General features: G+C 72.5%; 25 protein-coding genes and 2 tRNA genes. 15 read left to right on the plus strand and 12 right to left on the minus strand.

Annotated features, from left to right (window positions below; translation table 11 throughout):
• Positions 1-121: 121 nt before the first annotated feature.
• Together EV284_RS09150 and EV284_RS09155 are read right to left on the minus strand one after the other, a co-directional pair.
• Complete coding sequence (locus tag EV284_RS09150) at positions 122-1,540, minus strand: AarF/UbiB family protein (protein WP_130332135.1); 1,419 nt, start codon at positions 1,538-1,540, stop codon at positions 122-124.
• Positions 1,533-2,795: a TOMM precursor leader peptide-binding protein gene (locus EV284_RS09155; protein ID WP_130332137.1), complete on the minus strand. Its 1,263-nt coding sequence runs from the start codon at positions 2,793-2,795 to the stop codon at positions 1,533-1,535. The genes EV284_RS09150 and EV284_RS09155 overlap by 8 nt, the downstream gene beginning before the upstream one ends.
• A gap of 247 nt (positions 2,796-3,042) precedes the next feature.
• Here EV284_RS09155 and EV284_RS09160 point away from each other — a divergent pair, with 247 nt between their 5' ends.
• The 4 genes from EV284_RS09160 to EV284_RS09175 all read left to right on the plus strand — a co-directional run bounded on the left by EV284_RS09160 (position 3,043) and on the right by EV284_RS09175 (position 6,811).
• Complete coding sequence (locus tag EV284_RS09160) at positions 3,043-3,621, plus strand: M48 family metallopeptidase (RefSeq protein ID WP_130332139.1); 579 nt, start codon at positions 3,043-3,045, stop codon at positions 3,619-3,621.
• Positions 3,622-3,732: 111 nt separating this feature from the next.
• On the plus strand, positions 3,733-5,346 hold the full coding sequence (locus EV284_RS09165) for a TerD family protein (RefSeq protein WP_130332141.1): 1,614 nt from the start codon (positions 3,733-3,735) through the stop codon (positions 5,344-5,346).
• A gap of 11 nt (positions 5,347-5,357) precedes the next feature.
• Positions 5,358-6,038, plus strand: coding sequence for an AIM24 family protein (locus EV284_RS09170; RefSeq protein WP_086694703.1), 681 nt, complete (start codon positions 5,358-5,360; stop codon positions 6,036-6,038).
• A gap of 17 nt (positions 6,039-6,055) precedes the next feature.
• On the plus strand, positions 6,056-6,811 hold the full coding sequence (locus tag EV284_RS09175) for an AIM24 family protein (protein ID WP_130332143.1): 756 nt from the start codon (positions 6,056-6,058) through the stop codon (positions 6,809-6,811).
• 154 nt (positions 6,812-6,965) lie between these two features.
• Here the strand turns inward: EV284_RS09175 and EV284_RS09180 are convergent, their stop codons facing one another.
• Positions 6,966-7,487, minus strand: a complete 522-nt coding sequence (locus EV284_RS09180; RefSeq protein WP_130332145.1) for an NUDIX hydrolase — start codon at positions 7,485-7,487, stop codon at positions 6,966-6,968.
• Positions 7,484-8,947: a zinc-dependent metalloprotease gene (locus tag EV284_RS09185; RefSeq protein ID WP_130332147.1), complete on the minus strand. Its 1,464-nt coding sequence runs from the start codon at positions 8,945-8,947 to the stop codon at positions 7,484-7,486. The genes EV284_RS09180 and EV284_RS09185 overlap by 4 nt, the downstream gene beginning before the upstream one ends.
• Before the next feature lie 191 nt (positions 8,948-9,138).
• Here EV284_RS09185 and EV284_RS09190 point away from each other — a divergent pair, with 191 nt between their 5' ends.
• The 4 genes from EV284_RS09190 (at position 9,139) to EV284_RS09200 (ending at position 12,272) form a co-directional block, all read left to right on the plus strand.
• Entirely contained in the window at positions 9,139-10,266 is a 1,128-nt protein-coding gene (locus EV284_RS09190; RefSeq protein WP_130332149.1) for an SDR family oxidoreductase, read from the plus strand.
• Positions 10,267-10,345: 79 nt separating this feature from the next.
• On the plus strand, positions 10,346-10,807 hold the full coding sequence (locus tag EV284_RS09195; protein ID WP_130332151.1) for a molybdenum cofactor biosynthesis protein MoaE: 462 nt from the start codon (positions 10,346-10,348) through the stop codon (positions 10,805-10,807).
• 144 nt (positions 10,808-10,951) lie between these two features.
• Positions 10,952-11,125, plus strand: coding sequence for a hypothetical protein (locus tag EV284_RS32640; RefSeq protein WP_165425490.1), 174 nt, complete (start codon positions 10,952-10,954; stop codon positions 11,123-11,125).
• Between the two features lie 49 nt (positions 11,126-11,174).
• On the plus strand, positions 11,175-12,272 hold the full coding sequence (locus EV284_RS09200) for a PDZ domain-containing protein (protein WP_130332153.1): 1,098 nt from the start codon (positions 11,175-11,177) through the stop codon (positions 12,270-12,272).
• Positions 12,273-12,338: 66 nt separating this feature from the next.
• Here the strand turns inward: EV284_RS09200 and EV284_RS09205 are convergent, their stop codons facing one another.
• On the minus strand, positions 12,339-12,887 hold the full coding sequence (locus EV284_RS09205) for a PPA1309 family protein (protein WP_130332155.1): 549 nt from the start codon (positions 12,885-12,887) through the stop codon (positions 12,339-12,341).
• Between the two features lie 157 nt (positions 12,888-13,044).
• Between EV284_RS09205 and EV284_RS09210 the strand changes: the two genes are divergently transcribed.
• The 4 genes from EV284_RS09210 to EV284_RS09225 all read left to right on the plus strand — a co-directional run bounded on the left by EV284_RS09210 (position 13,045) and on the right by EV284_RS09225 (position 18,222).
• Positions 13,045-15,921 (plus strand): UPF0182 family protein, encoded by a 2,877-nt coding sequence (locus EV284_RS09210; protein ID WP_242625653.1) that lies wholly within the window; start codon positions 13,045-13,047, stop codon positions 15,919-15,921.
• 43 nt (positions 15,922-15,964) lie between these two features.
• Positions 15,965-16,038, plus strand: a tRNA-Met gene (locus EV284_RS09215).
• Positions 16,039-16,243: 205 nt separating this feature from the next.
• On the plus strand, positions 16,244-18,076 hold the full coding sequence (locus EV284_RS09220; RefSeq protein WP_207228982.1) for an SEL1-like repeat protein: 1,833 nt from the start codon (positions 16,244-16,246) through the stop codon (positions 18,074-18,076).
• 72 nt (positions 18,077-18,148) lie between these two features.
• Positions 18,149-18,222 (plus strand) — tRNA-Met (locus EV284_RS09225).
• Between the two features lie 91 nt (positions 18,223-18,313).
• Here the strand turns inward: EV284_RS09225 and EV284_RS09230 are convergent.
• The 3 genes from EV284_RS09230 to hisN all read right to left on the minus strand — a co-directional run bounded on the left by EV284_RS09230 (position 18,314) and on the right by hisN (position 20,196).
• Positions 18,314-18,730 carry a transcriptional repressor gene (locus EV284_RS09230; protein WP_130332159.1) on the minus strand — a complete coding sequence of 139 codons (417 nt, stop codon included), beginning with the start codon at positions 18,728-18,730 and terminating at the stop codon, positions 18,314-18,316.
• A 95-nt stretch (positions 18,731-18,825) separates the two neighbouring features.
• Entirely contained in the window at positions 18,826-19,203 is a 378-nt protein-coding gene (locus EV284_RS09235; protein ID WP_242625630.1) for a CBS domain-containing protein, read from the minus strand.
• Positions 19,204-19,401: 198 nt separating this feature from the next.
• Positions 19,402-20,196, minus strand: coding sequence for a histidinol-phosphatase (hisN, locus tag EV284_RS09240; protein ID WP_130332163.1), 795 nt, complete (start codon positions 20,194-20,196; stop codon positions 19,402-19,404).
• Between the two features lie 164 nt (positions 20,197-20,360).
• On the opposite strand from hisN, the gene EV284_RS09245 reads away from it, so the two are divergent.
• Entirely contained in the window at positions 20,361-20,969 is a 609-nt protein-coding gene (locus EV284_RS09245; RefSeq protein ID WP_130332165.1) for a TetR/AcrR family transcriptional regulator, read from the plus strand.
• Here EV284_RS09245 and EV284_RS09250 read toward each other — a convergent pair.
• The 4 genes from EV284_RS09250 to EV284_RS09265 all read right to left on the minus strand — a co-directional run bounded on the left by EV284_RS09250 (position 20,966) and on the right by EV284_RS09265 (position 24,586).
• Positions 20,966-21,289, minus strand: a complete 324-nt coding sequence (locus tag EV284_RS09250; RefSeq protein WP_086693118.1) for a multidrug efflux SMR transporter — start codon at positions 21,287-21,289, stop codon at positions 20,966-20,968. The genes EV284_RS09245 and EV284_RS09250 overlap by 4 nt on opposite strands.
• A gap of 169 nt (positions 21,290-21,458) precedes the next feature.
• Complete coding sequence (gene rsgA, locus EV284_RS09255; RefSeq protein ID WP_130332167.1) at positions 21,459-22,469, minus strand: ribosome small subunit-dependent GTPase A; 1,011 nt, start codon at positions 22,467-22,469, stop codon at positions 21,459-21,461.
• A gap of 16 nt (positions 22,470-22,485) precedes the next feature.
• Positions 22,486-23,802: a 3-phosphoshikimate 1-carboxyvinyltransferase gene (gene aroA, locus EV284_RS09260; protein ID WP_130332169.1), complete on the minus strand. Its 1,317-nt coding sequence runs from the start codon at positions 23,800-23,802 to the stop codon at positions 22,486-22,488.
• A gap of 61 nt (positions 23,803-23,863) precedes the next feature.
• Complete coding sequence (locus EV284_RS09265; RefSeq protein ID WP_130332171.1) at positions 23,864-24,586, minus strand: M50 family metallopeptidase; 723 nt, start codon at positions 24,584-24,586, stop codon at positions 23,864-23,866.
• Between the two features lie 50 nt (positions 24,587-24,636).
• Between EV284_RS09265 and EV284_RS09270 the strand changes: the two genes are divergently transcribed.
• Together EV284_RS09270 and EV284_RS09275 are read left to right on the plus strand one after the other, a co-directional pair.
• Positions 24,637-25,491 (plus strand): SOS response-associated peptidase, encoded by an 855-nt coding sequence (locus EV284_RS09270; protein ID WP_130332173.1) that lies wholly within the window; start codon positions 24,637-24,639, stop codon positions 25,489-25,491.
• 22 nt (positions 25,492-25,513) lie between these two features.
• Complete coding sequence (locus EV284_RS09275; RefSeq protein WP_130332991.1) at positions 25,514-26,140, plus strand: alpha/beta family hydrolase; 627 nt, start codon at positions 25,514-25,516, stop codon at positions 26,138-26,140.
• Positions 26,141-26,236: the final 96 nt, after the last annotated feature.

The following is a 26,236-nucleotide window of genomic DNA, read 5'->3' on the forward strand; positions in this document are numbered from 1 at the left end:
GGGCCGGTCCGGCCGAACGGACCGGCCCCCGAGGCATGCCCGCCTCCCAGACCTGGCCGCCCCCGCCGGCCGGCGGCCCCACCAGGCCTACGCCTCCGCCGGGCCTAACCCTCCGCCGGGCCTACGCTTCCGCCGCGGGCACCTCCGGCAGGTCCTCCTCCGCTTCCCCCGCCACCGACTCCAACGCCCCCGGATCCGGCGAGTCCGCGTCCGGACCGAACCCCGGCAGCCACTCCTCCAGCTCCTCCCGGAGCCGCACCGTCGCGCCCAACTGGCACAGCACACCGATGGTGCTCAGCGTGACCCGGTGGATCAGCAGATAGGACGGCGGCAGATTGAGCTGCTTGCCGAGCTGGTACGCGGGGGAGCGGGGGTCGGCGACCCGGGCCGCCTGGCCGCGCATCCACGACCGCGTGAAGGTGAAGGTGTCCACCTGCGCGGGCTCGATGATCGGCAGCAGGTAGTCGAGGACGGCGTCGGGGTCCAGGTCCATGGACTCCTTGATGAACCCCTCCTCGCAGAGCATCTCGTAGACCGGATCGGCGTCCCCGTCCAGCGTCATCCGCAGCGCCACCCCGATGGTCGGGGGCAGCCCGCCGGGGAGCCGGTCCACCGTGCCGAAGTCCAGCACGCCCAGCCGCCAGCCGTCCTCACCGTCGGGGCCCGCCGGCAGCAGCCGGAAGTTGCCCGGATGCGGGTCGGCGTGCAGCAGCCCGGTGCGGGCCGGGCCGGAGAAGAGGAAGCGCGCCAGCAGTTGCCCCGCCCGGTCGCGCTGCTCCTCGGTACCGCCGGAGATGATCTCCGACAGCGGGATGCCGTCGATCCACTCGGTCACCAGCACCTGGTCGCACTGGTGCACCACCGCCGGGACCAGGACATCCGGATCGTCCGCGAACTCCGCCGCGTGCGCGGCCTGCGCCTGCGCCTCCAGTTCGTAGTCCAGCTCCTCGGAGACCCGGTCCTTCAGCTCCGCGATCAGCGGCTTGATGTCCATGCCGGGGATCAGCGGGCCCAGCAGGCGTGCGAACCGGCTCAGTTGGCCAAGGTCCGAGAGGAGTGCCTCACCGGCGCCCGGATACTGGACCTTGACCGCCACTTCGCGGCCGTCGTGCCACACCGCCCGGTGCACCTGGCCGATGGAGGCCGCCGCCGAGGGCTTGTCCTCGAACTCCAGGAACAGCTCCCGCCAGTCCTCGCCCATCCGCTCCGCCAGCACGGCGTGCACCGTACGGGTCGGCATCGGGGGCGCCGCCTCCTGGAGCCTGGTCAGCGCGGCACGGTAGGGCCCGGCCACCTCCTCGGGGAGCGCGGACTCGAAGACGGACAGCGCCTGCCCGAACTTCATCGCCCCGCCCTTCAGCTCGCCGAGGACCTTGAAGAGCTGCTCGGCCGTGCGCTGCTGAAGCTCCCGCCCCACCAGCTCGGCCGACTCGCCCACGATCCGCTTGCCCAGCCCCCAGGTGGCCCGGCCGGCGAAGCCGAGCGGGAGCGCGGCGAGCTTCGCGGTCCGGGTGACCGCCTTCCGGGGAAGATCAGACATGCGCCCTCCAAGTCCCTGTCGGCCGCGCCGCGCCGGTCTCGCGTCGCCGCTCGGCCGACGGCCGTTGCACCGCCATTGTCGCGCGCGTCGGCCCTCGCGTTGAGGAGTGCTCCCCCTCCGCTTTCACCCCGGCCCGCGCCGGGGTGCTTCCCCTCCTCCTGTCCTTCGCCCCGCAGCCGCATACCGGATGCGGAGCGACGGGATGAGCGTCCCAGGTCAGAGTGGGTAGGGCGGCTTCCCAGCGGGTGCCGGTGGCCGCGGGTTCGGCGCCGTCGAGAAAGCTCAGGGCGTGCGCCGCGGCGAGTCCGGCGACCGCCGTGGCGAGGGTCAGATCACACGCGCCCACCCGGCGCGCCCGGCCCGAACGCCACTGGGTGATCAGCCGGGGCCACGCCGCGTCCTCGTCGGTGCGGTGCTGCTGGAGACAGCCCGCGCACCCCGTCAGGCCGGGCAGCACCAGTGGTCCGACGACACCGGTCCCCTCCGCCACACCCGCGTACAGATGGGGAGTACCGGAGACCATGAGGGACTCGGCGAGGAACGGGTCCGGGGCGTGCACCGCCACCTCGTCGCGCGGGGCGAGGACCACCAGGGACAGCCCCGGCTCCTCCTCCGGGCCGCGCCCGGAGAGTCTGCCCTGACGGGTCCGGCGCGGTGGGCGGTCCGGTGCCGCACGGCGCACCGCGGTCCGCGCGGCCTCGTCCCGCCGCTCGCCCACCGCCTCCGCCGGCAGCCCGCCCGGCGCCACGTCCCACGGCTGCACCCGGCCCACGTCCCGCACATCGACCTCCCCGACCCCCGCCCCGGACAGCAGCGCCGCGATCACGGACCCGACCCGGCCCGCGCCGAGCACCCGCACCCGCAGGGCGCGCCGGGCGGCGAGGCGGGTGAGCGCGCCCCCGGGCTCCGCCGTGGTCAGCGACAGCGAGGCGAGGTCGGGACGCAGCCGCTCCAGCGCCTCCCCTCTCTCCCGCAGCGCGGTGGCGGCGGGGGAACAGGCCCGTGTGTCGTCGAGCAGCCCCGCCCTGCCCAGCCGGCTCACCAGCCGGTCGGCATGGCCGTCGGGCAGATCCATCCGCCGGGCCTCCTCCCGCAGTAACGCCACGTCACGGGTGCCGTCGAGCAGTTCGAGGAGGCTGCCCGTGGCCAGGTCCACCGGGCCCACAGTGATCGCGTGCGCGGGAGTCATCCCGAACTGCACGGTGCCGAGATCGCGCCAGCCGCGCCGCAGCGCGGGCTTCACCATCGGATGCATGACGGGCCCCCGTCTCCCAGGATTCGCGCACACCCGGCCGGGCGTGCGCGCTTCTGCCTCTCGTACGTCGGCCGAGCCGGTCCTGCTCGTGCCGACGGATGCCAGCATGGCCGGGCTCCGGAATCCGCGCCGAAAGTTGTCCACAGGCACGAGGTGATCGTCGTACAAGCTGCCTGCGGGTCCGGCGTCCACAGGCCGCTGTCCACAGGCCCGGCCCGCTGTCCGCGACGGCGGGTACCTTCGAGACGTGCCCACCGAACCGACCGAACAGCAGCCGCCCGCCGCACACGGCCCCGTCGAGGTCAGGCGGAGCGACCGGCGCCGCCGGACCGTCTCCGCCTACCGCGAGGGCGACCGCACCATCGTGCTGATCCCCGCCCGGATGTCCAAGGCGGAGGAGCGGCGATGGGTCACCGCCATGCTCGACCGGCTCGCCGCCAAGGAGGCGAAGCGGAGCGTGCCCGGCGGTGACACCGAACTGGCCGAGCGCGCCGGGCGGCTGTCCGAGCGGTACTTCGGGGGCCGGGCGCGGCCCGGTTCGGTGCGCTGGGTGACCAACCAGAACACCCGCTGGGGCTCGTGCACCCCGGCGGAGGGCACCATCAGGCTCTCGCACCGGCTGCGCGGGATGCCCGAGTACGTGGTCGACTACGTGCTCTGCCACGAGCTGGCGCATCTGCTGGTGCCCGGTCACGGCCCGGACTTCTGGCGGCTGTTGGATGCCTACCCGCGCACCGAGCGGGCGCGCGGCTATCTGGAGGGCGTGGCCGCCACCGCACGCACCCCGGACCTGCCCCCGGATGTGACGGACGACGAGGAGGTGTGAGGTCCGGGCCGCGGTTCTGTACCGGGTCTGTACCGGCTGAGGCCGATGTCGGTATTTGCGGTTAGCCTGACGCGACGTAACTGCTTTCGGGACGGGGGACGGACGTAACGCATGTCCAGGGAATTCCAACGCGGCCACAAGGCCCGGATCAGTGACCTCACCGCGGGTACGGATCTGTACGTGGGCGTGCAGATCTCCGCTCCCGGACTGACCTTCGACATAAGCTGCTTCGGCCTCGACGCCGACGAGCGGCTCTCCGACGACCGGTACTTCGTCTTCTTCAACCAGCCGAAGTCGCCCGAGGAGTCCATCCAGCTGCTGGGCCCCCAGGCGGGCGACACCGAGTCGTTCCGGGTCACGCTGGACCGTGTTCCGGCCGGCATCCACAAGCTGTCCTTCACCGCGACCATCGACGGCGACGGGCAGATGTCCCGGATCGCGCCCGGCTATCTGCGGATCGTGGCGGGCGGCGAGGAGGTGGCGCGGTACTCCTTCACCGGCGCGGAGTTCACCACCGAGCGCGCCGTGATGCTCGGCGACCTCTATCTCAAGGACGTCTGGCGGTTCGCCGCGGTCGGGCAGGGCTTCGACGGCGGACTGGAGGCGCTGCTGAAGAACTTCGGCGGCGAGGTCGCCGAGGAGGAGGCGCCCGCTCCGGCCCCGCCGGAGGCCGCCGCGCCGCCCGCCACCCCCGGTTTCGCCCCGCCCGCCTTCGCCGTCCCCGCCGGACCGGCCACGCCCCCGGCGCCCCAGGCGTTCACCCCGCCCCCGGCGCCCCGGCCCGACGTGCACGCGGCGCCCACGCTGGTCGAACCCCTGACCCCGCCCCAGGGCGCCGTCCCGCCGCCCGGCCCTGCCCCCGCCGCCTTCGGCCACCCCGCCCCGCCGAGCGCACCCCTGCCCCCGGGCTACGGCCAGCCCCCGGCGGCCCCCGCACCGCCCGGCTTCAACTCCCCGCCCTCCCACGGCGGTCCGCCGTCCGCTCCCATGCCCCCCGGCTACGGCCAGGTCCCCGGCCAGGGCACCCCTTCCTACGGTGTCCCGCAGGGCGCGCCCCAGGGCGCGGCCGGAGTGGGCGCCGCGCTCCAGAAGTTCAAGGAGGCGCCCACCGGGCAGCGCTGGACCCAGCAGAACCACAAGCTGATCCGCGTCGACCTGGGCGCCGGCGGCCAGCCGGTACTGGCGCGGCAGGGCAGCATGGTGCTCTACCAGGGCAAGGTCGACTTCAGCTACAAGGGCGCCGGAATCACCGGCCGGCTCGTGGGCAACGCCACCGGCCAGGAGATGCAGTTGATGCGCTGCACCGGCCAGGGACAGGTGTTCCTCGCCGACAACTCCACCCACCTCCACCCCGTCGAGTTGCAGGGCGACGCGATCTGCGTCTCCGCGGAGAACGTGCTCGCCTTCGACGAGAGCCTCCAGTACGAGGTCCGCCGCATCGAGGGCCACGGCATTCCCGGCGGCGCGCTGTTCACCATGCAGTTCCAGGGCACCGGCACGCTCGTCGTCAAGACCCACGGCACGCCCGTCGTGCTGCCGGTGACGCCGACGACCTTCGCCGACTGCCACGCGGTGGTCGCCTGGTCGGCCGCCTCGCAGGTGATCGTCTCCAGCCAGGTCCGGATGCGCCGCAACGCCTACGCGGGCGACACGGGGGAGAGCGTGAACCTCCAGTTCCGGGGCGCACCCGGCAACTTCATCGTCGTCCAGCCGTACGAGGTCTGAGGGAGCCCGTCATGAACCAGCCGCTCGCGGGCTTCGCCCCCGCACCCGTCACCGCACGCATGGAGAACCACGGCAGCCACATGCTGAAGGTCGCCATGCAGACCGGCAACGACCTCCTCGCGCGCGTGGGCTCGATGATCGCCTACGAGGGCTTCATCCAGTACGAGCCCAACCCGCCCGCCGTCCGCCAGATCGCCCGCGACTGGATGACCGGCGAAGGCGCCCCGCTGATGAAGTGCTCCGGCGACGGCCTGCTCTACCTCGCCGACTACGGCGCCGACGTGGTCGTGATCAACCTGAACGGCGACGGCATCTCCGTCAACGCCACCAATCTGCTCGCCTTCGACGCGGGCCTCACCTGGGGCGTGGAGCGGGTCAAGGGGCTCGCCAAGTTCGCCGGGCAGGGCCTGTGGAACACCAGGATCTCCGGACAGGGCTGGGTCGCGCTGACCTCGCGCGGCACGCCGATCGTGGTGGACTGCGGAGGCGGCGAGGACGAGACGTACGTCGACCCGGACGCCCTCGTGGCGTGGTCCCCGAACCTGAAGGTGAAGGGCAAGCGCAGCTTCAAGGCGCAGTCGCTGATCGGCCGGGGCAGCGGCGAGGCGTACCAGATGGCGTTCTCCGGGCAGGGCATCGTCGTCGTCCAGCCCAGCGAGGACAGCACCGACCGCCTCCGGTTCCGGGGCTGAGGGGGAGCACAGACACCATGCAGAGCCCGCTTTTCGCGCACAACGACTCCCAGACCCAGGAGCGTTGGAGCCTGCAGAACGCGCAGATGCTCCGCGTCGCCCTGGAGGGCCACGACGACCTGCTGGCCCGCAAGGGCGCCATGGTCGCCTACCAGGGCATGGTCGAGTTCGACGCCGAGTACCGCAGCCAGGGCCAGCGCCGGGCGCGGGCCCACACCGGCGAGGGCCTGGACCTGATGCGCTGTCACGGCCAGGGCACCGTCTACCTCGCCAACCTCGCGCAGCACGTCCATCTGCTGGACGTGGAGCAGGAGGGCCTGACCGTCGACAGCTCCTACGTCCTCGCCATGGACTCTTCGCTGCACCACGAGGTCATCGCGGTGGACAGCCTCTACGGCATCTCCGGTTCGGGGAAGTACCAGCTCAACATCACCGGCCGCGGCAAGGTCGCCCTGATGACCTCCGGCACGCCCCTGCTGATGCAGGTCACGCCGGACCGGTACGTCAACTGCGACGCGGACGCCATCGTCGCCTGGTCCACCTCGCTGCGGGTGCAGATGCAGGCCCAGACCCACTCGTCCGGAGTGTGGCGGCGGCGCGGCAGCACGGGCGAGGGCTGGGAGCTGAGCTTCATGGGCTCCGGCTTCGCCCTGGTCCAGCCCAGCGAACTGCTGCCGCCCCAGCACGCGCAGATAGGCGGCGGGGTCGCGGCCCAGTTCGGCATGGGCCAGCAGGGGGCACGCGGGCAGAACCAGGGCAACGTCTGGAGCTAGCCGGCGCGACGAGCGCAGCGCGGCGAACGTAAGGGGCGCCCACAGTGGCGGGCGCCCCTTACACGTTCAGAGCCGGCGCGCGCGCGGCGCCGGACCCCGTCCTCACCACCGCGCCGGACCCTTCAGACCCTGGCCCTCCGCGCCGCAGTCCGGCTCACAACCGCGCCCGCGTGTCCTCCAGCAGCCGTACCACCGACTCGTCCGCCACGTCGGCGACCTCGTCGTAGCCGAACCACCGCAGGTCCAGCGACTCGTCGCTGATCGCCTGCTCGGCACCGCGCGGGGCCAGCACCGCGTACTGCACGTCGAGGTGCCAGTTGCAGGGGGCCGGGATCGGGTGGCGGTCCAGCCGGACCGGGCCGCCGGGGAGCAGCGTCAGCCCGGCGATGCCGGACTCCTCCGTCGCCTCGCGCAGGGCCGCGCCCGCCATGGAGATGTCGCCCGGCTCGCAGTGGCCGCCCATCTGGAGCCACATCCGCAGCTTCCTGTGCAGGGTGAGCAGCACCCGGCCGTGCTCCGGGTCGATCACCAGCGCGCTGGCCGTGAGGTGCCCCGCGTCGCAGGACCGCCAGATGCCGTCCGGGTGGGCGGCGAGGTGGGCCTGGTAGGCGTCACGCAGCTCGGGCTGGCCCTCGTACCCCTTGAGTACGAGGACCGCGTCGTCGTACAGGCTCACTCGCTCTTGTCGCCCTTGCCCTCGTCGTCCGCGGCGCCCTCGGTGCCCGGGTCCTTCTTCAGGTCGGGCTTGTGCGCGCCGCCGCCGGCCGCCTCGCCGAGCATCTTGTCCAGCTCGGAGAAGTCCATCTGCTCGCGGTGCACGAAGCCGTCCGGGTCGTCCAGGTCGGTGGCCGTCGGCAGCATGTCCGGGTGGTGCCACAGGTCGTCCCGGCCGTCGACCCCGCGCGCGTCGGTGAGCGAGGCCCACAGGCGGGAGGCGTCGCGCAGCCGGCGCGGGCGCAGCTCCAGACCGATCAGCGTGGCGAAGGTCTGCTCCGCCGGACCGCCGCTCGCGCGACGGCGGCGCAGCGTCTCGCGCAGCGCGTCGGCGGAGGACAGGCGCGGCTTCGCGGCCGCGTGGACCACCGCGTCCACCCAGCCCTCGACCAGCGCGAGCGCGGTCTCCAGCCGGGCCAGGGCCGCCTTCTGCTCGGGCGTGTCCTCGGGCTGGAACATGCCCTGCTGGAGCGCGTCCTGAAGCTGCTCGGGGTTCTGCGGGTCGAACTGGCCGACCACGTCCTCCAGCTTGGCGGTGTCGACCTTGATCCCGCGCGCGTAGCCCTCGACCGCGCCGAACAGGTGCGAGCGCAGCCACGGCACGTGGGCGAAGAGGCGCTGGTGGGCCGCCTCGCGCAGAGCGAGGTACAGACGCACCTCCTCCATGGGCACACCCAGGTCCTTGCCGAAGACCTCCATGTTGACCGGGAGCAGCGCGGCCTTGCCCACCGGCCCCAGTGGCAGGCCGATGTCGGTGGAGCCGACGACCTCGCCCGCGAGCACGCCCACGGCCTGCCCGATCTGGGTGCCGAACATGGCACCGCCCATCGAGCGCATCATGCCGATCAGCGGGCCCGCCATGGCCTGCATCTCCTCCGGCAGGACGTCGCCCATGGCCGCGCCGACCCGCTCGGCGACCGGGTCGACCAGTTCCTTCCAGGCCGGGAGCGTCGCCTCGACCCACTCCGCGCGCGACCAGGCCACGGAGGTGTTGGCACCGGAGGGCAGCGAGGTCGCGTCGTCCAGCCACAGGTCGGCCAGGCGCACCGCCTCCTGCACCGCGGAGCGCTCCGACGGGCCGACGCTCGCGTCCTTGACGCCGTCCTGGGTGCCCTGGGCGACCGTCTGGCGGGCGATCTGCTTGGCCATGTCCCAGTTCACCGGGCCGCCCTCGTAGGAGAGCATCTGGCCGAGCTGCTGGAACGCCGCGCCCAGGTCATTGGGGTTCAGGGAGCCGAACATCGCGGCGAGCGGATTGTCGGCGCCGGGACCGCCAAGGCCCCCGGCTCCCGGCAGACCGCCGAAACCGAACGGGTCGGCCGGCCCCTGCCCACCACCGCTCTGCTGGTCCTTCTTCTTGCCCTCGTCGCCGTCGTCCGGCTCCTCCGGCGGAAGGCCGAATCCGAATGGGGTGTCACTCACGGGGTTCCTCGGCTGGTAAGGCCACCGGTTCTCTCCGGCGGCGCGGCTGCCCGACTTCACCACCCAGCGTAGACACCCGGACCGGATAGGGCCTCGGTGCTTCGCCCACAGATGGGCTGCGGCAGGATGGATGCACCTGGTACGGGCGCGTCGTCCGCGCTCGTACTGAAGACAACCGCTGGAGACGCCCGGTGAGTTCCCCAGATCCGCAGGTTCGCGCAGCGCGAAACCCCTCATCTCCGCCCGCATCGCCCTCGCCCGCGGTGCGCGGGCCCGTCGTCGCGGTCACCGGCGCCGCCACCGGGATCGGCGCGCTGCTCACCGAGCGGCTCGCTGCGTCCGAGGAGATCCGGCAGGTCGTCGCCATCGACGAGCGGCGCGGGGAGTGCGCCGAGGCCGAGTGGCACATCCTCGACGTGCGGGACCCCGCGATCGCGGAGAAGCTGCGCGGCGCCGACGTCGTCGTGCACCTCGCGCTCGACCTGGACCTCGGCAGCGACGCGGCCGCCCGCACCGCGTACAACGTGCGCGGCACCCAGACCGTGCTCACCGCCGCGGCCGCCGCCGGGGTGCACCGGGTCGTACTGTGCACCTCCGCCATGGTCTACGGCGCGCTGCCCGACAACGAGCTGCCGCTGTCGGAGGACGCCGAGCTGCGCGCCACCGCCGAGGCGACCGGGGTCGCCGACCTGCTGGAGATCGAGCGCCTGGCCCGCCGCGCGCCCCGCGCGCACCCCGGCCTGAACGTCACCGTCGTACGCCCCGCCCTGCTGGTCGGCGGCACCGACACCGCGCTGACCCGGTACTTCGAGTCGCCCCGGCTGCTGGTGGTCGCGGACTCCCGTCCCGCCTGGCAGTTCTGCCACGTCGACGACCTGTGCTCGGCGCTGGAGTACGCCGTGCTGGAGAAGGTCGACGGGGAACTCGCCGTCGGCTGCGACGGCTGGCTGGAGCAGGAGGAGGTCGAGGAGCTGAGCGGCATCCGGCGCATGGAGCTGCCCTCCGCGGTCGCCCTCGGCGCGGCCGCCCGGCTGCACCGGATCGGGCTCACCCCCTCCCCGGCAGGCGACCTGGCGTACACGATGTACCCCTGGGTGGTCAGCGGGAGCCGGCTGCACTCGGCCGGGTGGCGGCCGCGCTGGACGAACGAGGAAGTGCTCGCGGAGCTGCTGGAGGAGGTCGCCGGCCGGCACACCGTCGCCGGGCGCAGACTCGGCCGCAAGGACGCCACGGCGGCCGGCGCGGCGGGCGCGACCGTGGCCCTGCTCGGCGCGGCCGCGGTGGTCCGCCGGGCCCGCAAGGCGCGGCGCCGTATCTGAGCCGCCGCAAACGTCCCGCGCCCCCACCCGGCCGAGCGTCGCGTTCCGCCTCCTCCCCGGTGTGCGGCACCATGGAGGTATGGCACTCACGAACGAACACCCCGGTGAGCAGGCGGCCCCCAGCCCCATCAGGCTGATCGGGATCCGGGACACGCCGCTCTCGGTGGACGAGGTGTTCGCCGCGCTCGGCGACGAGGCGGCGGGCGGGATCTCGCTGTTCGTGGGTACCGTGCGCAACCACGACGGGGGCGCGGACGTCGACGCCCTCGGCTACTCCTGCCACCCCTCCGCCGCCGACGAGATGCGACGGGTGGCCGAGAAGGTCGTCGCGGAGTACCCGGTGCGCGCCCTGGCGGCCGTCCACCGGGTGGGTGACCTGGCCGTCGGTGACCTCGCCGTCGTCGTCGGCGTGGCGTGCCCGCACCGGGCCGAGGCGTTCGAGGCCTGCCGGAAGCTCATCGACGACATCAAGCACGAGGTGCCGGTGTGGAAGCACCAGCGCTTCTCCGACGGCACCGAGGAGTGGGTCGGCGCCTGCTGACGGCGGTGACCGGAGCGGTGACGTTCGGCCCATCGGGTGCTCCGGTTGCGTAACCGCACCCCGCGCGTGAGCGTTGTCCCTGCGAATGGTTAATCTGCTGATCACTCAGTTCGCAGCGGACACTCATGGGGTTGGGAGGTCGGCATGGCGGTGCTCGTCTGGTTGCTGATTCCGTTCATCGCCGCGGTCGCGGCCGGTCTGTGGGGAAGCTGGGCCAACCGGACCCGCAGAACCCGCGGCGACGGACCCGAACTCGACGGTTACGCGCGCTTCCGCGAAGCCATGGAGAAGTCCCACACGGGCGCTCCCGGCGCCTGACGGGGTGCCCTGACGGGGCGCCGACACACCTGTCCCGTACTGTCGTGCCATGCCACGCCGTACCGCGACGATGCTCGCGTCCACCCTGATGCTGATCGCGCTGCTCTGCGCGGGAGTGCTCATCCCCGTGCCGTACGCGGAGATGTCGCCGGGGCCGACCGTGAACACGCTCGGGGACCACGACGGCGAGCCGGTGCTCCAGGTCTCGGGCCACCGCACCTATCCGGCCGACGGTCACCTGAACATGACCACCGTCCGGGTGACCAGCGCGGACTTCCGGATGAACCTGGTCGAGGCGGTCTACGGCTGGCTGGCGCACGACACCAAGGTCGTCCCGCACGACACGCTCTACCCGGACGGCAAGACCGAGGAGCAGTCCACCCAGGAGAACGCCGAGGAGTTCAGCCAGTCCCAGGAGAGCGCCAAGGTCGCCGCCCTGAAGGAGCTGCACATCCCGGTGACGTCCTGGGTGATCGTCTCCACGGTGATCAAGGACTCCCCGGCCGAGGGCCGGCTGCACGCGGGTGACGTGATCAAGGCCGTGGACGGCACGCGGGTCAAGCAGCCGTCCGATGTGGCCAAGCTGGTGACCAGGCACAAGCCCGGCCAGAAGGTCGTCTTCACCGTCATCCCCGCCAAGGAGCAGGCGGCCGCCGAGAAGGCGCACCGGACGGCGACGAAGACCCAGGACGTGACGATCACGACCACCGACTCCGACGACAAGGGCGCCCACCGGGCCATCGTCGGGATCTCCGCCGGGACCGACCACACCTTCCCGTTCACCATCGACATCAAGCTCGCCGACGTCGGCGGCCCCAGCGCCGGCCTGATGTTCTCGCTCGGCATCTACGACAAGCTCACCCCGGGCAGCCTCACCGGCGGCAAGTTCGTCGCCGGCACCGGCACCATCGACGACGACGGCACGGTCGGCCCCATCGGCGGCATCGAGATGAAGACCGTCGGCGCGCGCGCCAAGGGCGCCCAGTACTTCCTGACCCCGGCCGACAACTGCGCCTCGGCCGCCAAGGACACCCCGGGCGGCCTCACCCTGGTCAAGGTGAAGAAGATCGGCGACGCCCTGGACGCCCTCAAGGACATCCGCGAGGGCCGCACCGCCGACCTGCCGAAGTGCACCACCAAGGGCTGAGAAACGGCCGTACGCGCGCGGGATCGCCCCCGCGCGCGTACGCGGCACTACGGAAAGATGCGAGGCTCAGTCGGCGAACGTCGCCGCCAGCGCCTCCGCCAGCCCCGGCACCAGGTCCGGACCGGTCAGCACCTCGGTCGCCGCGTCCTTCTCCCGCAGCCGGATCGCCGACTCGCGGTTGCCGTCGCGCAGCACCGCCACCGTCATCCGCACCTCCTGGCGCTCCGGACGGGCGGCCACCCACTTGGCCAGCTCGGCGTCGCTGAGCCCCTGCGGGACCTGCGTGTCGACGGACGAGGGGAGCATCAGGCGCTCCACGGTGAGCGCGCAGCCGATCACCGCGTCCGGCCAGGCGATGGTGGCGAGGAACTCGTCGAGCGCCTTGCCGGCGGGCACCTCGTCCTGCTCGATGGGGGTGTAGCCGGTGGCACCGGTCTCCTCGTCCAGGCCGAGCTGGGCCGCGAGAGAGGGTTCCTGGGTGCGCAGACGCGCGGTGTCGACGAGGGCGAAGAGGCGGGCCGGCTGGTCCCAGCCGAGGCCGGACGCGTACTCGTCGATCTCGAGTACGGCCCGGGTGAGCGGGCTCGCCGCCATGGGAGTGTTGGACATGGTCACAATCCTGCCTCGTTCCCGGCCGAAATCGGGAACCGAGTAAACCGTGAGTAAGTTGCATAGGTGGGGGCCCGCGAGCACAGGGGGCCACCAAGGGCCCGCGAACACGAGGGCCTGACGGATCGACAGCGACTTCGAGGTGCGCACCTTGGCTTTCCAGATGCCGGACCGCGGCGGAGGCCCGACGGGGCCACGGATCAGGGCGGGCCGTCCGTCCCGGCGGGTGAGGACCCTGCTCGTGACCCTGGGCGTCCTGGCCGCCCTCGGCATGGCCTTCACCATGTTCGCCGGCTTCTGGACGGACTGGCTCTGGTACCGGTCGGTGCACTACTCCTCGGTCTTCACCACCACCCTGTGGACGAAGATCGGTCTGTTCTTCGTGTTCGGTCTGCTGATGGCGCTCGCGGTGGGCTTCAACATCTGGCTCGCGCACCGGATGCGGCCCCCGCTGAGCGCCATGTCGATGGAGCAGCAGAGCCTCGACCGGTACCGGATGGGGATCGCGCCGTACAAGACCTGGCTGCTGCTCGCCGTCACCGCGCTGGTCGGCCTCATCGCCGGCGCCTCGGCGGCCGGCCAGTGGCGGGTCTGGCTGATGTGGGTCAACGGCGTGCCGTTCCACCAGAAGGACCCCCAGTTCCACCGGGACGTCTCCTTCTACGCCTTCGACCTCCCGTGGTACCGCTTCCTGCTGGCCTTCGGCTTCGCCACGGCCATCCTGTCGCTGATCGCCGCCGCGCTCACCCACTACCTGTACGGCGGACTGCGCGTCACCAGCCCCGGCTCGCGCGCCTCGTCCGCCGCGACCGGTCATCTCTCGGTGCTGCTCGGCGTCTTCGTGTCCCTGAAGGCCGTCGCCTACTGGCTCGACCGGTACGGCCTCGCCGTGAAGTCCAGCGACTTCCGGGCCACCGGCAACTGGACGGGTCTGCGCTACGTGGACGCCAACGCCTACCTGCCCGCCAAGAACATCCTGTTCTTCATCGCCGTCATCTGCGCGCTGCTGTTCTTCGCCACCCTGTGGCGGCGCACCTGGCAGCTCCCCGTCATCGGCTTCGGTCTGATGGTGCTCTCCGCGGTCCTGATCGGCGGCCTCTACCCGGCCATCGTGCAGAAGTTCCAGGTCCAGCCCAACGAGCAGGCCAAGGAAGCGCCGTACGTCCAGAAGAACCTCAAGGCGACCCGCGAGGCGTACGGGATCGACCACACCCAGGTCAGCGAGTACTCCGGCAGGGCCGCGACCGACGACAAGACCAAGCTGCGCGACCAGGTCGGCCAGACCGCCAGCATCCGCATCATGGACCCGAACGTGGTCTCGCCCACGTTCCAGCAACTCCAGCAGATCCGGAACTACTACGGCTTCCCGACCAACCTGGACGTCGACCGGTACCCCACCAAGGACGGCAAGGAGCAGGACACCGTCCTCGGCCTGCGCGAGCTGAACCTGGGCGGCATCCCGAAGAACAACTGGATCAACGACCACTTCCGCTACACCCACGGCTACGGCGTGGTCGCCGCCAAGGGCACCGAGTCCGACGACAAGGGACGCCCGGTCTTCACCGAGAAGAACCTGCCCTCCAAGGGCGACCTCGGCGAGTACCAGCAGCAGGTGTACTACGGCGAGAAGACCACCACGTACTCCATCGTCGGCGGTCCCCAGAAGGAGATCGACTACTCCGACGACGAGGGCGAGAAGACCACCAGCTACCAGGGAAAGAGCGGCGTCAACCTCGACAGCCCGCTCAACCGGGCGGCGTACGCGGTGGCGTTCAACGAGCCGCAGATCCTCTACTCCGGAGCGATCGGCGACGGTTCGCGCATCCTGTACAACCGCACCCCCAAGGACCGCGTCGAGTCCGTCGCGCCCTGGCTGACCATCGACGGTGACGCCTACCCGGCCGTGGTGGACGGGCGCATCCAGTGGATCGTGGACGCCTACACGACCAGCAACGGCTACCCGTACGCCTCGCGCACCACGCTCGGGGACACCACGGCCGACTCGCTGACCGCGAACAACAACTCCCGCGCGGTGGTGGCCCAGCAGAACCAGGTCAACTACATCCGCAACTCCGTCAAGGCGACCGTCGACGCCTACACCGGTGACGTCAAGCTCTACCAGTGGGACTCCGCCGACCCGGTGCTCAAGACGTGGATGAAGGCGTTCCCGGACACGGTGAAGCCCCGCTCGGACATCAGCCCGGCGCTGATGGCCCATCTGCGGTACCCGCAGGACCTGTTCAAGGTCCAGCGCGAGCTGCTCACCCGCTACCACGTGACCAACGCGCAGACCTTCCTCAGCGGCAGCGAGGTGTGGCAGGTCCCGGACGACCCGTCCAACGACTCGCGCGACTCGGTCCCGCCGTACTACCTGAGCATGAAGATGCCGGACCAGAAGCAGCAGGTCTTCTCGCTGACGACGACCTTCACGCCGAACGGCCGGGACAACCTGAGCGCGTTCATGGCCGTCGACTCCGATCCGCGCGCCAGCGACTACGGCAAGATCAGAATCCTCAAGCTGCCGACGAGCACCACGGTCGACGGCCCCAAGCAGGTGCAGAGCCAGTTCAACTCCGAACCGTCCATCGCGGAGACGATCAGCCTGCTGAGCCGGGGTCACTCCCAGGTGGAGTACGGCAACCTGCTCACCGTCCCGCTGGACGGCGGCCTGCTGTACGCGGAGCCGGTGTACGTGCGCGGCGGCACGCTGAAGTACCCGCTGCTGCGCAAGGTGCTGGTGACCTACGAGGGCCGGACTGCCTTCGAGGACACCCTGGACCAGGCGCTGGACAAGGTCTTCGGGGTCAAGGGCTCCGGGCCGCCGAAGTCCGGCACCACGGAACCGCCGGCGTCCACCAACCCGACGGTCCGCCAGGCCCTCCAGGACGCCCAGAAGGCGTACGACGCGGGCCAGGAAGCCCTGAAGTCCGGCCCGGACTGGGACGCCTACGCCAAGGCCCAGAAGGACCTCCAGGACGCGCTCCGGAAGGCCGAGGACGCCCAGTCCGCGGCGGACAAGCCCCGGACCAGCGGCGACTGACCGGACCTGCCCCCGCGCCGTGCTAGAGTTGTGAACACAACGGCGCGGGGTGGAGCAGCTCGGTAGCTCGCTGGGCTCATAACCCAGAGGTCGCAGGTTCAAATCCTGTCCCCGCTACTGAAAACGAAGGCCCGGATCTCATCGAGATCCGGGCCTTCGTGATGTGCGAACTCATGTGCTGCCTGTTTCATCGGCCGCGCCGCCGCCCGGAGTTGGGCCAACTGTGTTTGACTTGTCTCTCTGTGGGCATGTCGACAAAACGCTGAAGTGACCTCACGGGCTGCGGTACACCGGGTGTACCCAGGTTGCAGGTGGTGCGACGATGGACGTTATGGGGGACAAGGCAACTCTGTTCGAGACAGGGCGATTTGTGCAGCCTTCGGGTGAGGAACCGTCCCGCGATGTGGACGAGGTGGGGGAGGACGCCGAGGAGGTGCGCCTCGGAATGGCGGCGCGCACCGGCGACGCCGAGGCCGCCAGCATCCTCGGGGCCATGCTGCTGCGCCGCGGCGACCTCGACGCGGCCGAGCCCCAGCTCCGTGCCGCCGCGTCCGCCGGTGACCGCCCCGCCGCCAACAACCTGGGCGTCCTGCTGCACCAGCGCGGATACGCCGACGAGGCCGCCGACTGGTGGCGGATCGCCGCCGTCGCCGGTTCCGCGGCCGCCGCGCACGCGCTCGGCCGCCACCACCGCGAGCGCGGCGACGAACCCGCAGCCGAGTACTGGCTGCGCCAGTCCGCCGAGCAGGGCCATGTGCTCGGCGCCTACGCCCTCGCCGACCTGCTGGAGCACCGCGGCGACTCCCGCTCCGGGTACTGGATGCGCGCCGCCGCCGAGCGCGGCCACCGCGAGGCCGCCTACCGGCTCGCCCGCTCCCTGGACGGCGGCGACGTCGAGCCCGGCCTGGGGCGCGAGGAGGAGCCCGGCACCACCAAGGCGTCCACCGAGGCGGAGCAGTGGTACCGCCAGGCCGCCGCACGCGGCCACCGCCGGGCCGCGCTGCACCTGGGCGCCATCCTGGAGAAGCGCGGCGAGCTGAAGGAGGCCGGGCGCTGGTACCTCACCTCGGCCAAGGACGGCGAGGCCCGCGCCGCCTGCGCGCTCGGCTTCCTGCTGCGCGACGCCGGGGACACCGAGAGCGCGGCCGTGTGGTGGCTGCGCGCCGCCCAGGACGGCGACGGCAACGCGGCCAACGCGCTGGGCGCCCTGCACGCCGAGCGCGGCGAGACCCAGACCGCCGAGCGCTGGTACCGGGCCGCGCTGGACGCCGGGGACGACAACGGCGCCTACAACCTCGGGCTGCTCTGCGCCGAGCAGGGCCGCACCGCCCAGGCCGAGCAGTGGTACCGGCGCGCCGCCTACGCCGGGCACCGGGAGGCGGCGAACGCGCTGGCCATCCTGCTGCTGCGGGGCGGCGACACCAGCGGCGCCGAGCCCTGGTTCTCCAAGGCCGCCGAGGCCGGCAGCGTGGACGCCGCGTTCAACCTGGGCATCCTGCACGCCGGCCGCGACACCGAGTGGGACAGCGCGGCCGCGGTGCGCTGGTACGAGCGGGCGGCTGCCGCCGGGCACACCGAGGCCGCCCTCCAGGTCGGCATCGCCCGGCTGCGCGAGGGCGACGAACAGACCGCCGAGCGCCATCTGCGGTGCGCGGCCGGGGGCGGCAGCGCGGAGGCCGCGTACCGGCTGGCCACCGTGCTGGACGCGCGGCGCCCGCCGGAGCCCGCGCACGAGCTGGGCGAGAGCGTGCACGACAAGACCGAGTGCGAGGAGTGGTACGAGCGGGCGGCCGGCCAGGGCCACCGGCGCGCCCAGGTGCGGGTCGGGATGCTCGCGGCGGCGCGCGGTGACGTGGTCGAGGCGGCGCGCTGGTACCGGGCGGCCGCCGAGGCCGGGTCCCGTAACGGCGCCTTCAACCTGGGGCTGCTGCTGGCCCGCGAGGGAAGCGAGCCCGAGGCCGCCGTGTGGTGGACCCGGGCCGCCGACGCCGGGCACGGCCGGGCCGCGCTGCGCCTGGCGCTGGTGTACGCGCGCCGGGGTGAGCTGGCCGAGGGGCAGCGCTGGGCGGCCCGCGCGATGGAGCTGGGCCCCAGGGAAGTGGGGGAGCGGGCGGCCCGGCTGGAGGGCGCGCTGCGCGAGGAGCTGTCGGCCTGAGCCGGGCGGACGGGGCGCGAGGGAATGGATTTGCCTCGGAGGCCGCGGGTCCCGTAGTGTCGTGTTCACCGACGCGGGGTGGAGCAGCTCGGTAGCTCGCTGGGCTCATAACCCAGAGGTCGCAGGTTCAAATCCTGTCCCCGCTACTGAAGACTCAGGGCCGGAATCCGAAGGGATTCCGGCCCTCAGTCGTGTGCGGGTTGCTTCCCGCCGGGGCGGGCGGCTTCCTCGGCTTCCTCAGGCGGTGGCGCACTCAGGGCACAGGCCCCGGTAGGTCACCTCGACGTCGGAGACGGCGAAGCCGAAGCGCTCGGTGTCGGGGAGGTCGGTGAGCGGGTCGCCGGTGGGGTGCACGTCGCGGATCGCGCCGCAGCGGGAGCAGACCAGGTGATGGTGCGGGTGGTGGGCGTTCGGGTCGTACCGCTTGGCGCGGTGGTCCGTGCTGACCTCCAGCACCTCGCCGAGCGAGACCAGCTCGCCCAGGGTGTTGTAGACGGTCGCGCGGGAGATCTCCGGCAGCTTCACCACGGCGCGCGCGTGAACCTCGTCGGCCGTGAGGTGGACGTGCTCGCCGTCCAGTACCTCGGCCACCACTCGGCGCTGCGAGGTCAGTCGCCATCCGCGTCCACGCAGCCGGTCCAGAAGGTCACTCATGGCAGCCAGCGTAACAGCCGGCCGAACAGATCCCGAACAGGTGTGACTTTGGAACCCCAGCAGGATTAGACCGAGTCCAACCCTGCTGGAGGGGGTCAGAGGGCCGGTTCGGGGGTGCGGGCGGGGGCCCAGCAGCGGATGATGTCGCGGACCGAGACGATGCCCGCGGGCTCGCCCCGGTCCAGCACGACCAGGTGCCGGAAGCCGCCGTGCGTCATGGCGCTGGCGGCCTCGCGCAGGGTCCAGGCCGGGGCGGCGAAGACCACGGAGGTGGTGGTGTGGGCCTGGGCGGACTCCGTGTCCGGGTCCTGGCCGAGGCCGACGGAGTTGAGGATGTCCCGCTCGGTGAGGATGCCGATGCCGCCCGCGTCCGGGTCGAGCACCACGGCGGCGCCGACCCGGCGGGCGGACATCAGGGCGGCGGCCTGGCGGAGGGTGTGGGCGGGGCCGATGGTGAGGACCACCGTGCTCATGGCGTCTTTGACGAGCGTGGGGGGTGATGCGGGGGCGGGAACGAGCATGGGCTTCAGCCACCTCCTGTGGAACCCGTGCCGCACAAGCACGGATTCACGAATGCACAAGTGAGGGAGGCTTCAGAGTGACAGGTAAAAGGGAGGTCAACAAGAGGGCGCGCGTGGCCCGTCGAGGGCGCGCGGTGCCGGCGGGTGCGCTCAGTCGCCCAGGCGTCCCAGCAGTGCGTCGTGCAGCAGGCCGTTGGAGGCCGCCGCGTTGCCGCTGTGCGGACCCGCCCGGCCGTCGAGGCCGGTGAAGGTGCCGCCCGCCTCGGTGACGATGATCGCGTTGGCCGCCATGTCCCACAGGGACAGCTCCGGCTCCGCGCACATGTCCACCGAGCCCTCCGCCACCATCATGTAGGGCCAGAAGTCGCCGTACGCGCGCGTGCGCCACACCTCGCGGGACAGCTGGAGGAAGCCGTCGAGCCGGCCGCGCTCCTCCCAGCCGGTGAGCGAGGAGTAGGCGAAGGAGGCGTCGGCCAGGTCGCTCACCCCGGAGGCGTGGATACGGCTCGCCGAGGTCAGGCTGCGCCCGGTGAAGGCGCCGTGGTCCTTCGCGGCCCACCAGCGGCGGCCCAGCGCGGGCGCCGAGACCAGGCCCACCACCGGGTGGAACCCGCCCGGACCCGCCTCCATCAGCGAGATCAGGGTCGCCCACACCGGGACCCCCCGCACGTAGTTCTTGGTGCCGTCGATCGGGTCGATCACCCAGCGGCGCGGGCCCGAGCCCTCGGCGCCGTACTCCTCGCCGAGCACCGAGTCGCGGGGGCGGGCGCGCTGGAGGTGGTTGCGGATCAGCTCCTCGGCGGCCTTGTCCGCCTCGCTGACCGGCGTCATGTCCGGTTTCGTCTCGACCTTCAGGTCGAGGGCCTTGAAGCGCTCCATGGTGGTCGCGTCGGCGGCGTCGGCGAGGACATGGGCGAGGCGCAGATCGTCGAGATAGTCCGGCATGTGACGACCGTATCGGCCACGGGTGTCCGGAAGCCACCAGGGGGAGTGCGGGCGCGGCGTACGGCGCGTCGGCCGAACCGCGCCCCCGGTACGCCCCCGGACCCTTGACAGCGCCGGTGGGCGAGTCAAATCTAAGCGCCACAGCTCGCCCCAGGGAGGCGAAGATGCCCGCAGCCCGCGAATCGCTGCTGGACGCCGCAGGCAGAGCGCTCGCCCAGCGGCCGTGGTCGACGGTACGGATGGTCGACGTGGCGGCGGCCGCCGGAGTGTCCCGGCAGACGCTCTACAACGAGTTCGGCGGCAAGGACGGCCTGGCCCGGGCCCTGATGAGGCGCGAGGCCGACGGCTACCTCGCCGGCGTGGACCGCGCCCTCGCCACCCGCGCCGACCCCCGCGACCGGCTCGCCGCCGTCGCCGAGTGGACCGCCACCGCCGCCCGCGGCAACGCACTGGTACGGGCCATGCTCACCGGAAGCTGGACCGAGCGGCTCCCCGAGCCCGCCCGCCCCGGCCTGCCCTCCACCTCCACCGTGCCCGCGCAGCGCCGGGCCGACGGGCCGCTGCCCGCACCCGCGGACTTCCTGCGGATGGTCCGGGACCGGGCCGTGTCCGTCCTCGCCGCACCCGGCGCCCCCGCGTCCGACACCGCCCGGCTGGCCTTCGCCTGTGAACTCGCCGTCCGGCTCGGCCTGTCCTGCGTGGCGGCACCCGCCGACGAGGGCGGCACGACGGCACTCGTCCACCACGCCCTGGACCGGGACGTCGACGGCTAGTGCGCCGACCCTGACAGCTGGAGACCGATCACCCCGACGATCACCAGGGAGATGGAGACGATCTTCAGGGTGGAGACCAGGTCGCCGAGGAAGACCATGCCGTAGATCGCGGTGCCCGCCGCGCCGATGCCGGTCCACACCGCGTAGGCCGGGCCGACGTCGAGCTTCTTCAGGGCCAGGGTCAGCAGGCCGAAGCTGCCGAGGGCGAAGGAGGCGAAGGCGATGGTCGGCCAGAGCCGGGTGAACCCGTGGGACAGCTTCAGGCACACGGCGAAACCGGTCTCCAGAAGCCCGGCGACGATGACCAGCAGCCACGCCATGCGCTGTCCTCCCCTAGGGTCTGTCTTCCGGTTCTTGCCGGGGTCGGCCAGCCGAGAGGCGCCCTCGGCCAGAGTCGGCCCGATCCGGAAGAAAGACCCTTGGTCCGGATCTCCGGCTCGGTGCGATTATGCACTTACCGAACCCGCGCCCCGGCAAACCACGCGAGTCTCAGTCGCCCTCCCTGCGTTCCCTGGTCGCCAGCAGCCGGCGCAGCGAGTACAGCCTGGCCTGGCGCGCGTGCCCCTCGGCCACCCAGGCGTCCAGCGCGCAGTCCGGTTCGTCGTGGCTGCACGCGCGCGGGCAGCCGGCCGTCCCCGGGATCAGGTCCGGGAAGGCGTTGATCACCCGCGAGGGGTCGATGTGCGCCAGCCCGAAGGACCGTACGCCCGGTGTGTCGACCACCCAGCCGGTGCCGTCGCCCAGCGGGAGCGCCAGGGCGGAGGTCGTGGTGTGCCGGCCGCGGCCGGTCACCGCGTTGACGTGTCCCGTCGTACGCCGGAGATCCTCTGGCACCAGCGCGTTGACCAGGGTGGTCTTGCCGACGCCGGAGTGGCCGACGAACGCCGTTATCCTGCCGTCCAGTTGCTCGCGGACCCGGTCGGCAGCGTCGCCGTTCTCCAGCTCCTCACGGCTGGTCACCACGTAGGGGATGTCCAGATCGCCGTACAGCTCCAGCAGCTTGTCCGGGGAGGCCAGGTCCGACTTGGTCATGACCAGCAGGGGCTCCAGGCCGCCGTCGAAGGCCGCGACCAGGCAGCGGTCGATCAGCCGGGGACGGGGCTCGGGGTCCGCGAGGGCGGTGACGATGGCGAGCTGGTCGGCGTTGGCCACCACGACGCGCTCGTAGGGATCGTCGTCGTCGGCGGTGCGGCGCAGCAGGGAGGAGCGCTCCCCGATGCGAACGATCCGCGCGAGGGTGTCCTTCTGGCCCGACAGGTCACCGACCAGCGAGACCCGGTCGCCCACCACGGCCGCCTTGCGGCCCAGCTCGCGGGCCTTCATGGCGGTGATCGTCCGCCCCTCGACCAGGCAGGTCAGCCGGCCCCGGTCGACGGTGAGGACCATGCCCTCCGCCGCGTCCTCGTGCTTGGGCCGGATGTTGGTCCGCGGGCGGTTGCCCTTGCGGTTGGGACGCGTGCGGATGTCGTCCTCGTCGGTGTGCTTGCCGTAGCGGCGCATGATCTCGTCCCGCCCGTCAGTTACCGAGCATCCCGGCCCACAGCTCGGGGAAGTCCGGGAGCGTCTTCGCCGTCGTCGCCACGTTCTCGATCCGCACCCCCGGCACGGCCAGGCCGATGATCGCGCCCGCCGTCGCCATCCGGTGGTCGTCGTAGGTGTGGAACACACCGCCGTGCAGCGGACGCGGGCGGATGTGCAGGCCGTCGGCGGTCTCGGTGACGTCGCCGCCCAGTTCGTTGATCTCCTTGGTGAGCGCGGCCAGCCGGTCCGTCTCGTGCAGCCGGAGGTGGGCCACACCGCGCAGGGTGGACGGGGAGTCGGCGAGGGCCGCGACCGCGGCGATGCCGGGGGTCAGCTCGCCCACGTCACCCAGGTCCACGTCGATACCGTGCACCGCGCCGGAACCGGAGAACACCAGGCCGTACTCGGTCAGCTCGCAGGAGCCACCCATCTCGGTGAAGATCTCCCGCAGCCGGTCACCCGGCTGGGTGGTGCGCTCCGGCCAGTCCGGGATCGTCACCTTGCCCCCGGTGACCAGGGCGGCCGCCAGGAAGGGCTGGGCGTTGGACAGGTCCGGCTCGACCGTCAGGTCCCGGCCCAGCAGCGCGCCCGGCGTCACCCGCCACACGTTCGGCTCGCCGCCCGACTCCGGGGTGTCGACCTGGGCGCCGACCGCGCGCAGCATGTCCACCGTCATCCGGATGTGGGGGAGCGAGGGCAGCGTCGCGCCGGTGTGGCGGACCTCCACGCCCTGGTTGAAGCGCGGCGCGGACAGCAGCAGCGCGGAGACGAACTGGGAGGAGGAGGACGCGTCGACCGCCACCGGGCCGCCCTCCAGCGCCCCGCCGCCATGCACGGTCAGCGGCAGCGCGCCCCGGCCGTCGTCGTCGATCCGGGCACCCAGGACCCTGAGCGCGTCGATCACGCCGTGCAGCGGGCGCTCGTAGGAGCGGGGGTCGCCGTCGAAGCGGACCGGCCCGTCGGCCAGCGCGGCGACCGGCGGCAGGAAGCGCATGACCGTGCCCGCGTTGCCGACGTCCACCGTGGCCGGACCGCGCAGCCCCGTCGGCAGCACCCGCCACGCCTCGCCGGAGCCGTCCGGGCCGACGCCCTCCTCGATCTCGACGCCCATCGCGCGCAGCGCCCCGGCCATCAGCAGGGTGTCCCGCGACCGCAGCGGACGGCGCAGCCAGCCCGGCTCGGAGGCGAGGGCGGCCAGCACCAGGGCCCGGTTGGTGACCGATTTGGAACCGGGCACGTGGACCGTCGCGTCGACGGCCCCGGTCGCGTGCGGGGCGGGCCAGAGGGCGGTGTGAGCGGGGTTCACGGTCATGCGCCCCACTTTAGTGGCTGGGACCGCCCCCAGATCTTGATCGAACCCGCCGGGTGGCGGCTCAGAGTCGCAGCAGCCACTGCCCGCCGCCCATCAGCGAGCACAGGGACACCGCGTGGAACAGGAACAGCCACAGCCCGGCCGGCACATGCGTGAGCCGGGACAGCTGGTCCGCGTCCGAGTCCCCGGCGCCGCCGCGCCTGCGCTTGGCCTGCAGCTCGAAGGGCGGACGCACTCCGCCGAGCAGCAGGAACCAGACCACCGCGTACGCGAACGCCGCCTGCACCTGCGGTCCGGCCAGCCACGACACCAGCAGGAAGGCCCCGCCGGTCAGCACCACGGTCAGCGCCCCGTAGGCGTTGCGGATCATCACCAGCATCGCCAGCAGCAGGGCGGTGGCCACCCACAGCAGCAGGGTGATGCGCCCGGCGGCCAGCAGCGCGGCCCCGCCGAGCCCGAGCAGCGAGGGCGCGGTGTAGCCCGCCGCGGCCGTCAGGATCATGCCGAGCCCGTACGGCTTGCCCCGGCTGACCGTGAGGCCGCTGGTGTCGGAGTGCAGCCGTATGCCGGTCAGCTTGCGGCCGGTGACGAGCGCGATCAGGCCGTGGCCGCCCTCGTGCGCGATGGTGATCGCGTTCCGGGCCACCCGCCACACCGGGTGCGGGGCGACCACGGCGAGCGCGGCGGCCAGGGTGGCGAGGACCACCCACAGGTCGGGACCGGGCTGGGTGCCGCTGAGCCGGCCCCAGAGGTCGGGCAGCGCGGTGGTCGTGTTGCTGTCCATGTCTGCGGGTGGCTCCCTGTCGTCGGACGGACTCTGGCACTGTGGCTGGTATGTGCGGACGGTATGCGGCCAGTCGTAGCCCAGAGGATCTCGCGGGAGTCTTCGACATCGAGGTGGGGGTCCCCCCTGCCCCGGCGGAAGGGGGCGACCGTACCCCGGAACCCGAGGAGACCCTGGCGCCGGACTGGAACGTGGCCCCGACCAAGGAGGTCTACGCGGTCCTGGACCGTCCGCTGAAAGACGCCGCCGACCGCCGCCCGGTTCGCCAGCTGCGCCAGCTGAAGTGGGGACTGGTGCCGTCCTGGGCCAAGACCCCCGAGGGCGCCGCCCGGATGATCAACGCCCGCGCGGAGACCGTGCACGAGAAGCCGGCCTACCGCCGCGCCTTCGCCGCCCGCCGCTGCATCCTGCCCGCCGACGGCTACTACGAGTGGGTCACCGGGGAGCAGGAGCGCGATCTGGAGGTCGAGGGCAAGAAGAAGAGGGCCCGCAAGCAGCCGTACTTCGTCACCCCCGCCGACGGTTCGGTGTTCGCCATGGCGGGGCTGTACGAGTTCTGGCGCGACGGCACCCTGCCCGACGACCACCCCGGCGCCTGGTGGGCGACCTGCTCGGTGATCACCACCGAGGCCGAGCAGGGCCCCCTGGCCGTCGCCCCCGCCGAGGGCCCCGGCTCGCTCGCCGAGATCCACCCCCGGATGCCCCTGATGCTGACCCCGGACCGCTGGGACGCCTGGCTGGACCCGGCCCGCACCGACCCCGGGGAGCTGCGGGAGCTGCTGGCCCCGCCGCCCGGCGGCCTGATGCGGGCCTACCCGGTGTCGACGGCCGTCAGCAACGTCCGCAACAACGGGCCGGAGCTGCTGAAGGAGCTGGAGGGGCCGGAGGAGGGCACACTCTTCTGATGTGAGCCCCACTTCTGCCGCCGTGACCGAGACCGTCGAGACCGAGGCCGGGACCGCGCGCGTCACCTGGCACCACGCGCCCGAGCCCCGCCTCGTCCTGGCCCTCGGCCACGGTGCCGGCGGCGGTGTCGAGGCCCGCGACCTCCAGGCGCTGGCCGCCGCCCTTCCCGCGCAGGGGGTGAGCGTCGCCCTGGTCGAACAGCCCTGGCGGGTGGCCGGGCGCAAGGTCGCCCCGGCGCCGAAGACCCTGGACACGGGCTGGCGGGGCCTGTGGCCCGCGTTGACCCGGCCCGGCCTGCCGGTGATCTCCGGCGGGCGCAGCGCCGGCGCCCGTGTCGCCTGCCGCACCGCCGCCGGGCTGGGCGCCCGCGCGGTGCTGGCGCTGAGCTTCCCGCTGCACCCGCCGGGCAAGCCGGAGAAGTCCCGCGCGGACGAGCTGCTCGGTGCCGGGGTGCCCACGCTCGTCGTCCAGGGCGGGAACGACCCCTTCGGCCGCCCCGAGGAGTTCCCCGAGGGCGGCTTCGAGCTGGTCGAGGTGGCCTGCGGCGACCACTCCTTCGCGGTGGCCAAGCGGGCTCCCGTGACGCCGGAGGCCGCGCTGGAGGCCGTGACGGACGCCGTCACCAGGTGGGCCGCGTCACTCGGGTGACCCTCGGGAATGCCGGACGGGGCACCGCTGTTGTGGCCAGCAGAAGTACTGGAGCGCCGGTGAGGCGTCGTCGCGGGAGAGGAAGTCAGCCGCATG

The sequence above is a fragment of the Streptomyces sp. BK022 genome (genome assembly GCF_004217355.1).
GTDB lineage: Bacteria > Actinomycetota > Actinomycetes > Streptomycetales > Streptomycetaceae > Streptomyces > Streptomyces griseoluteus.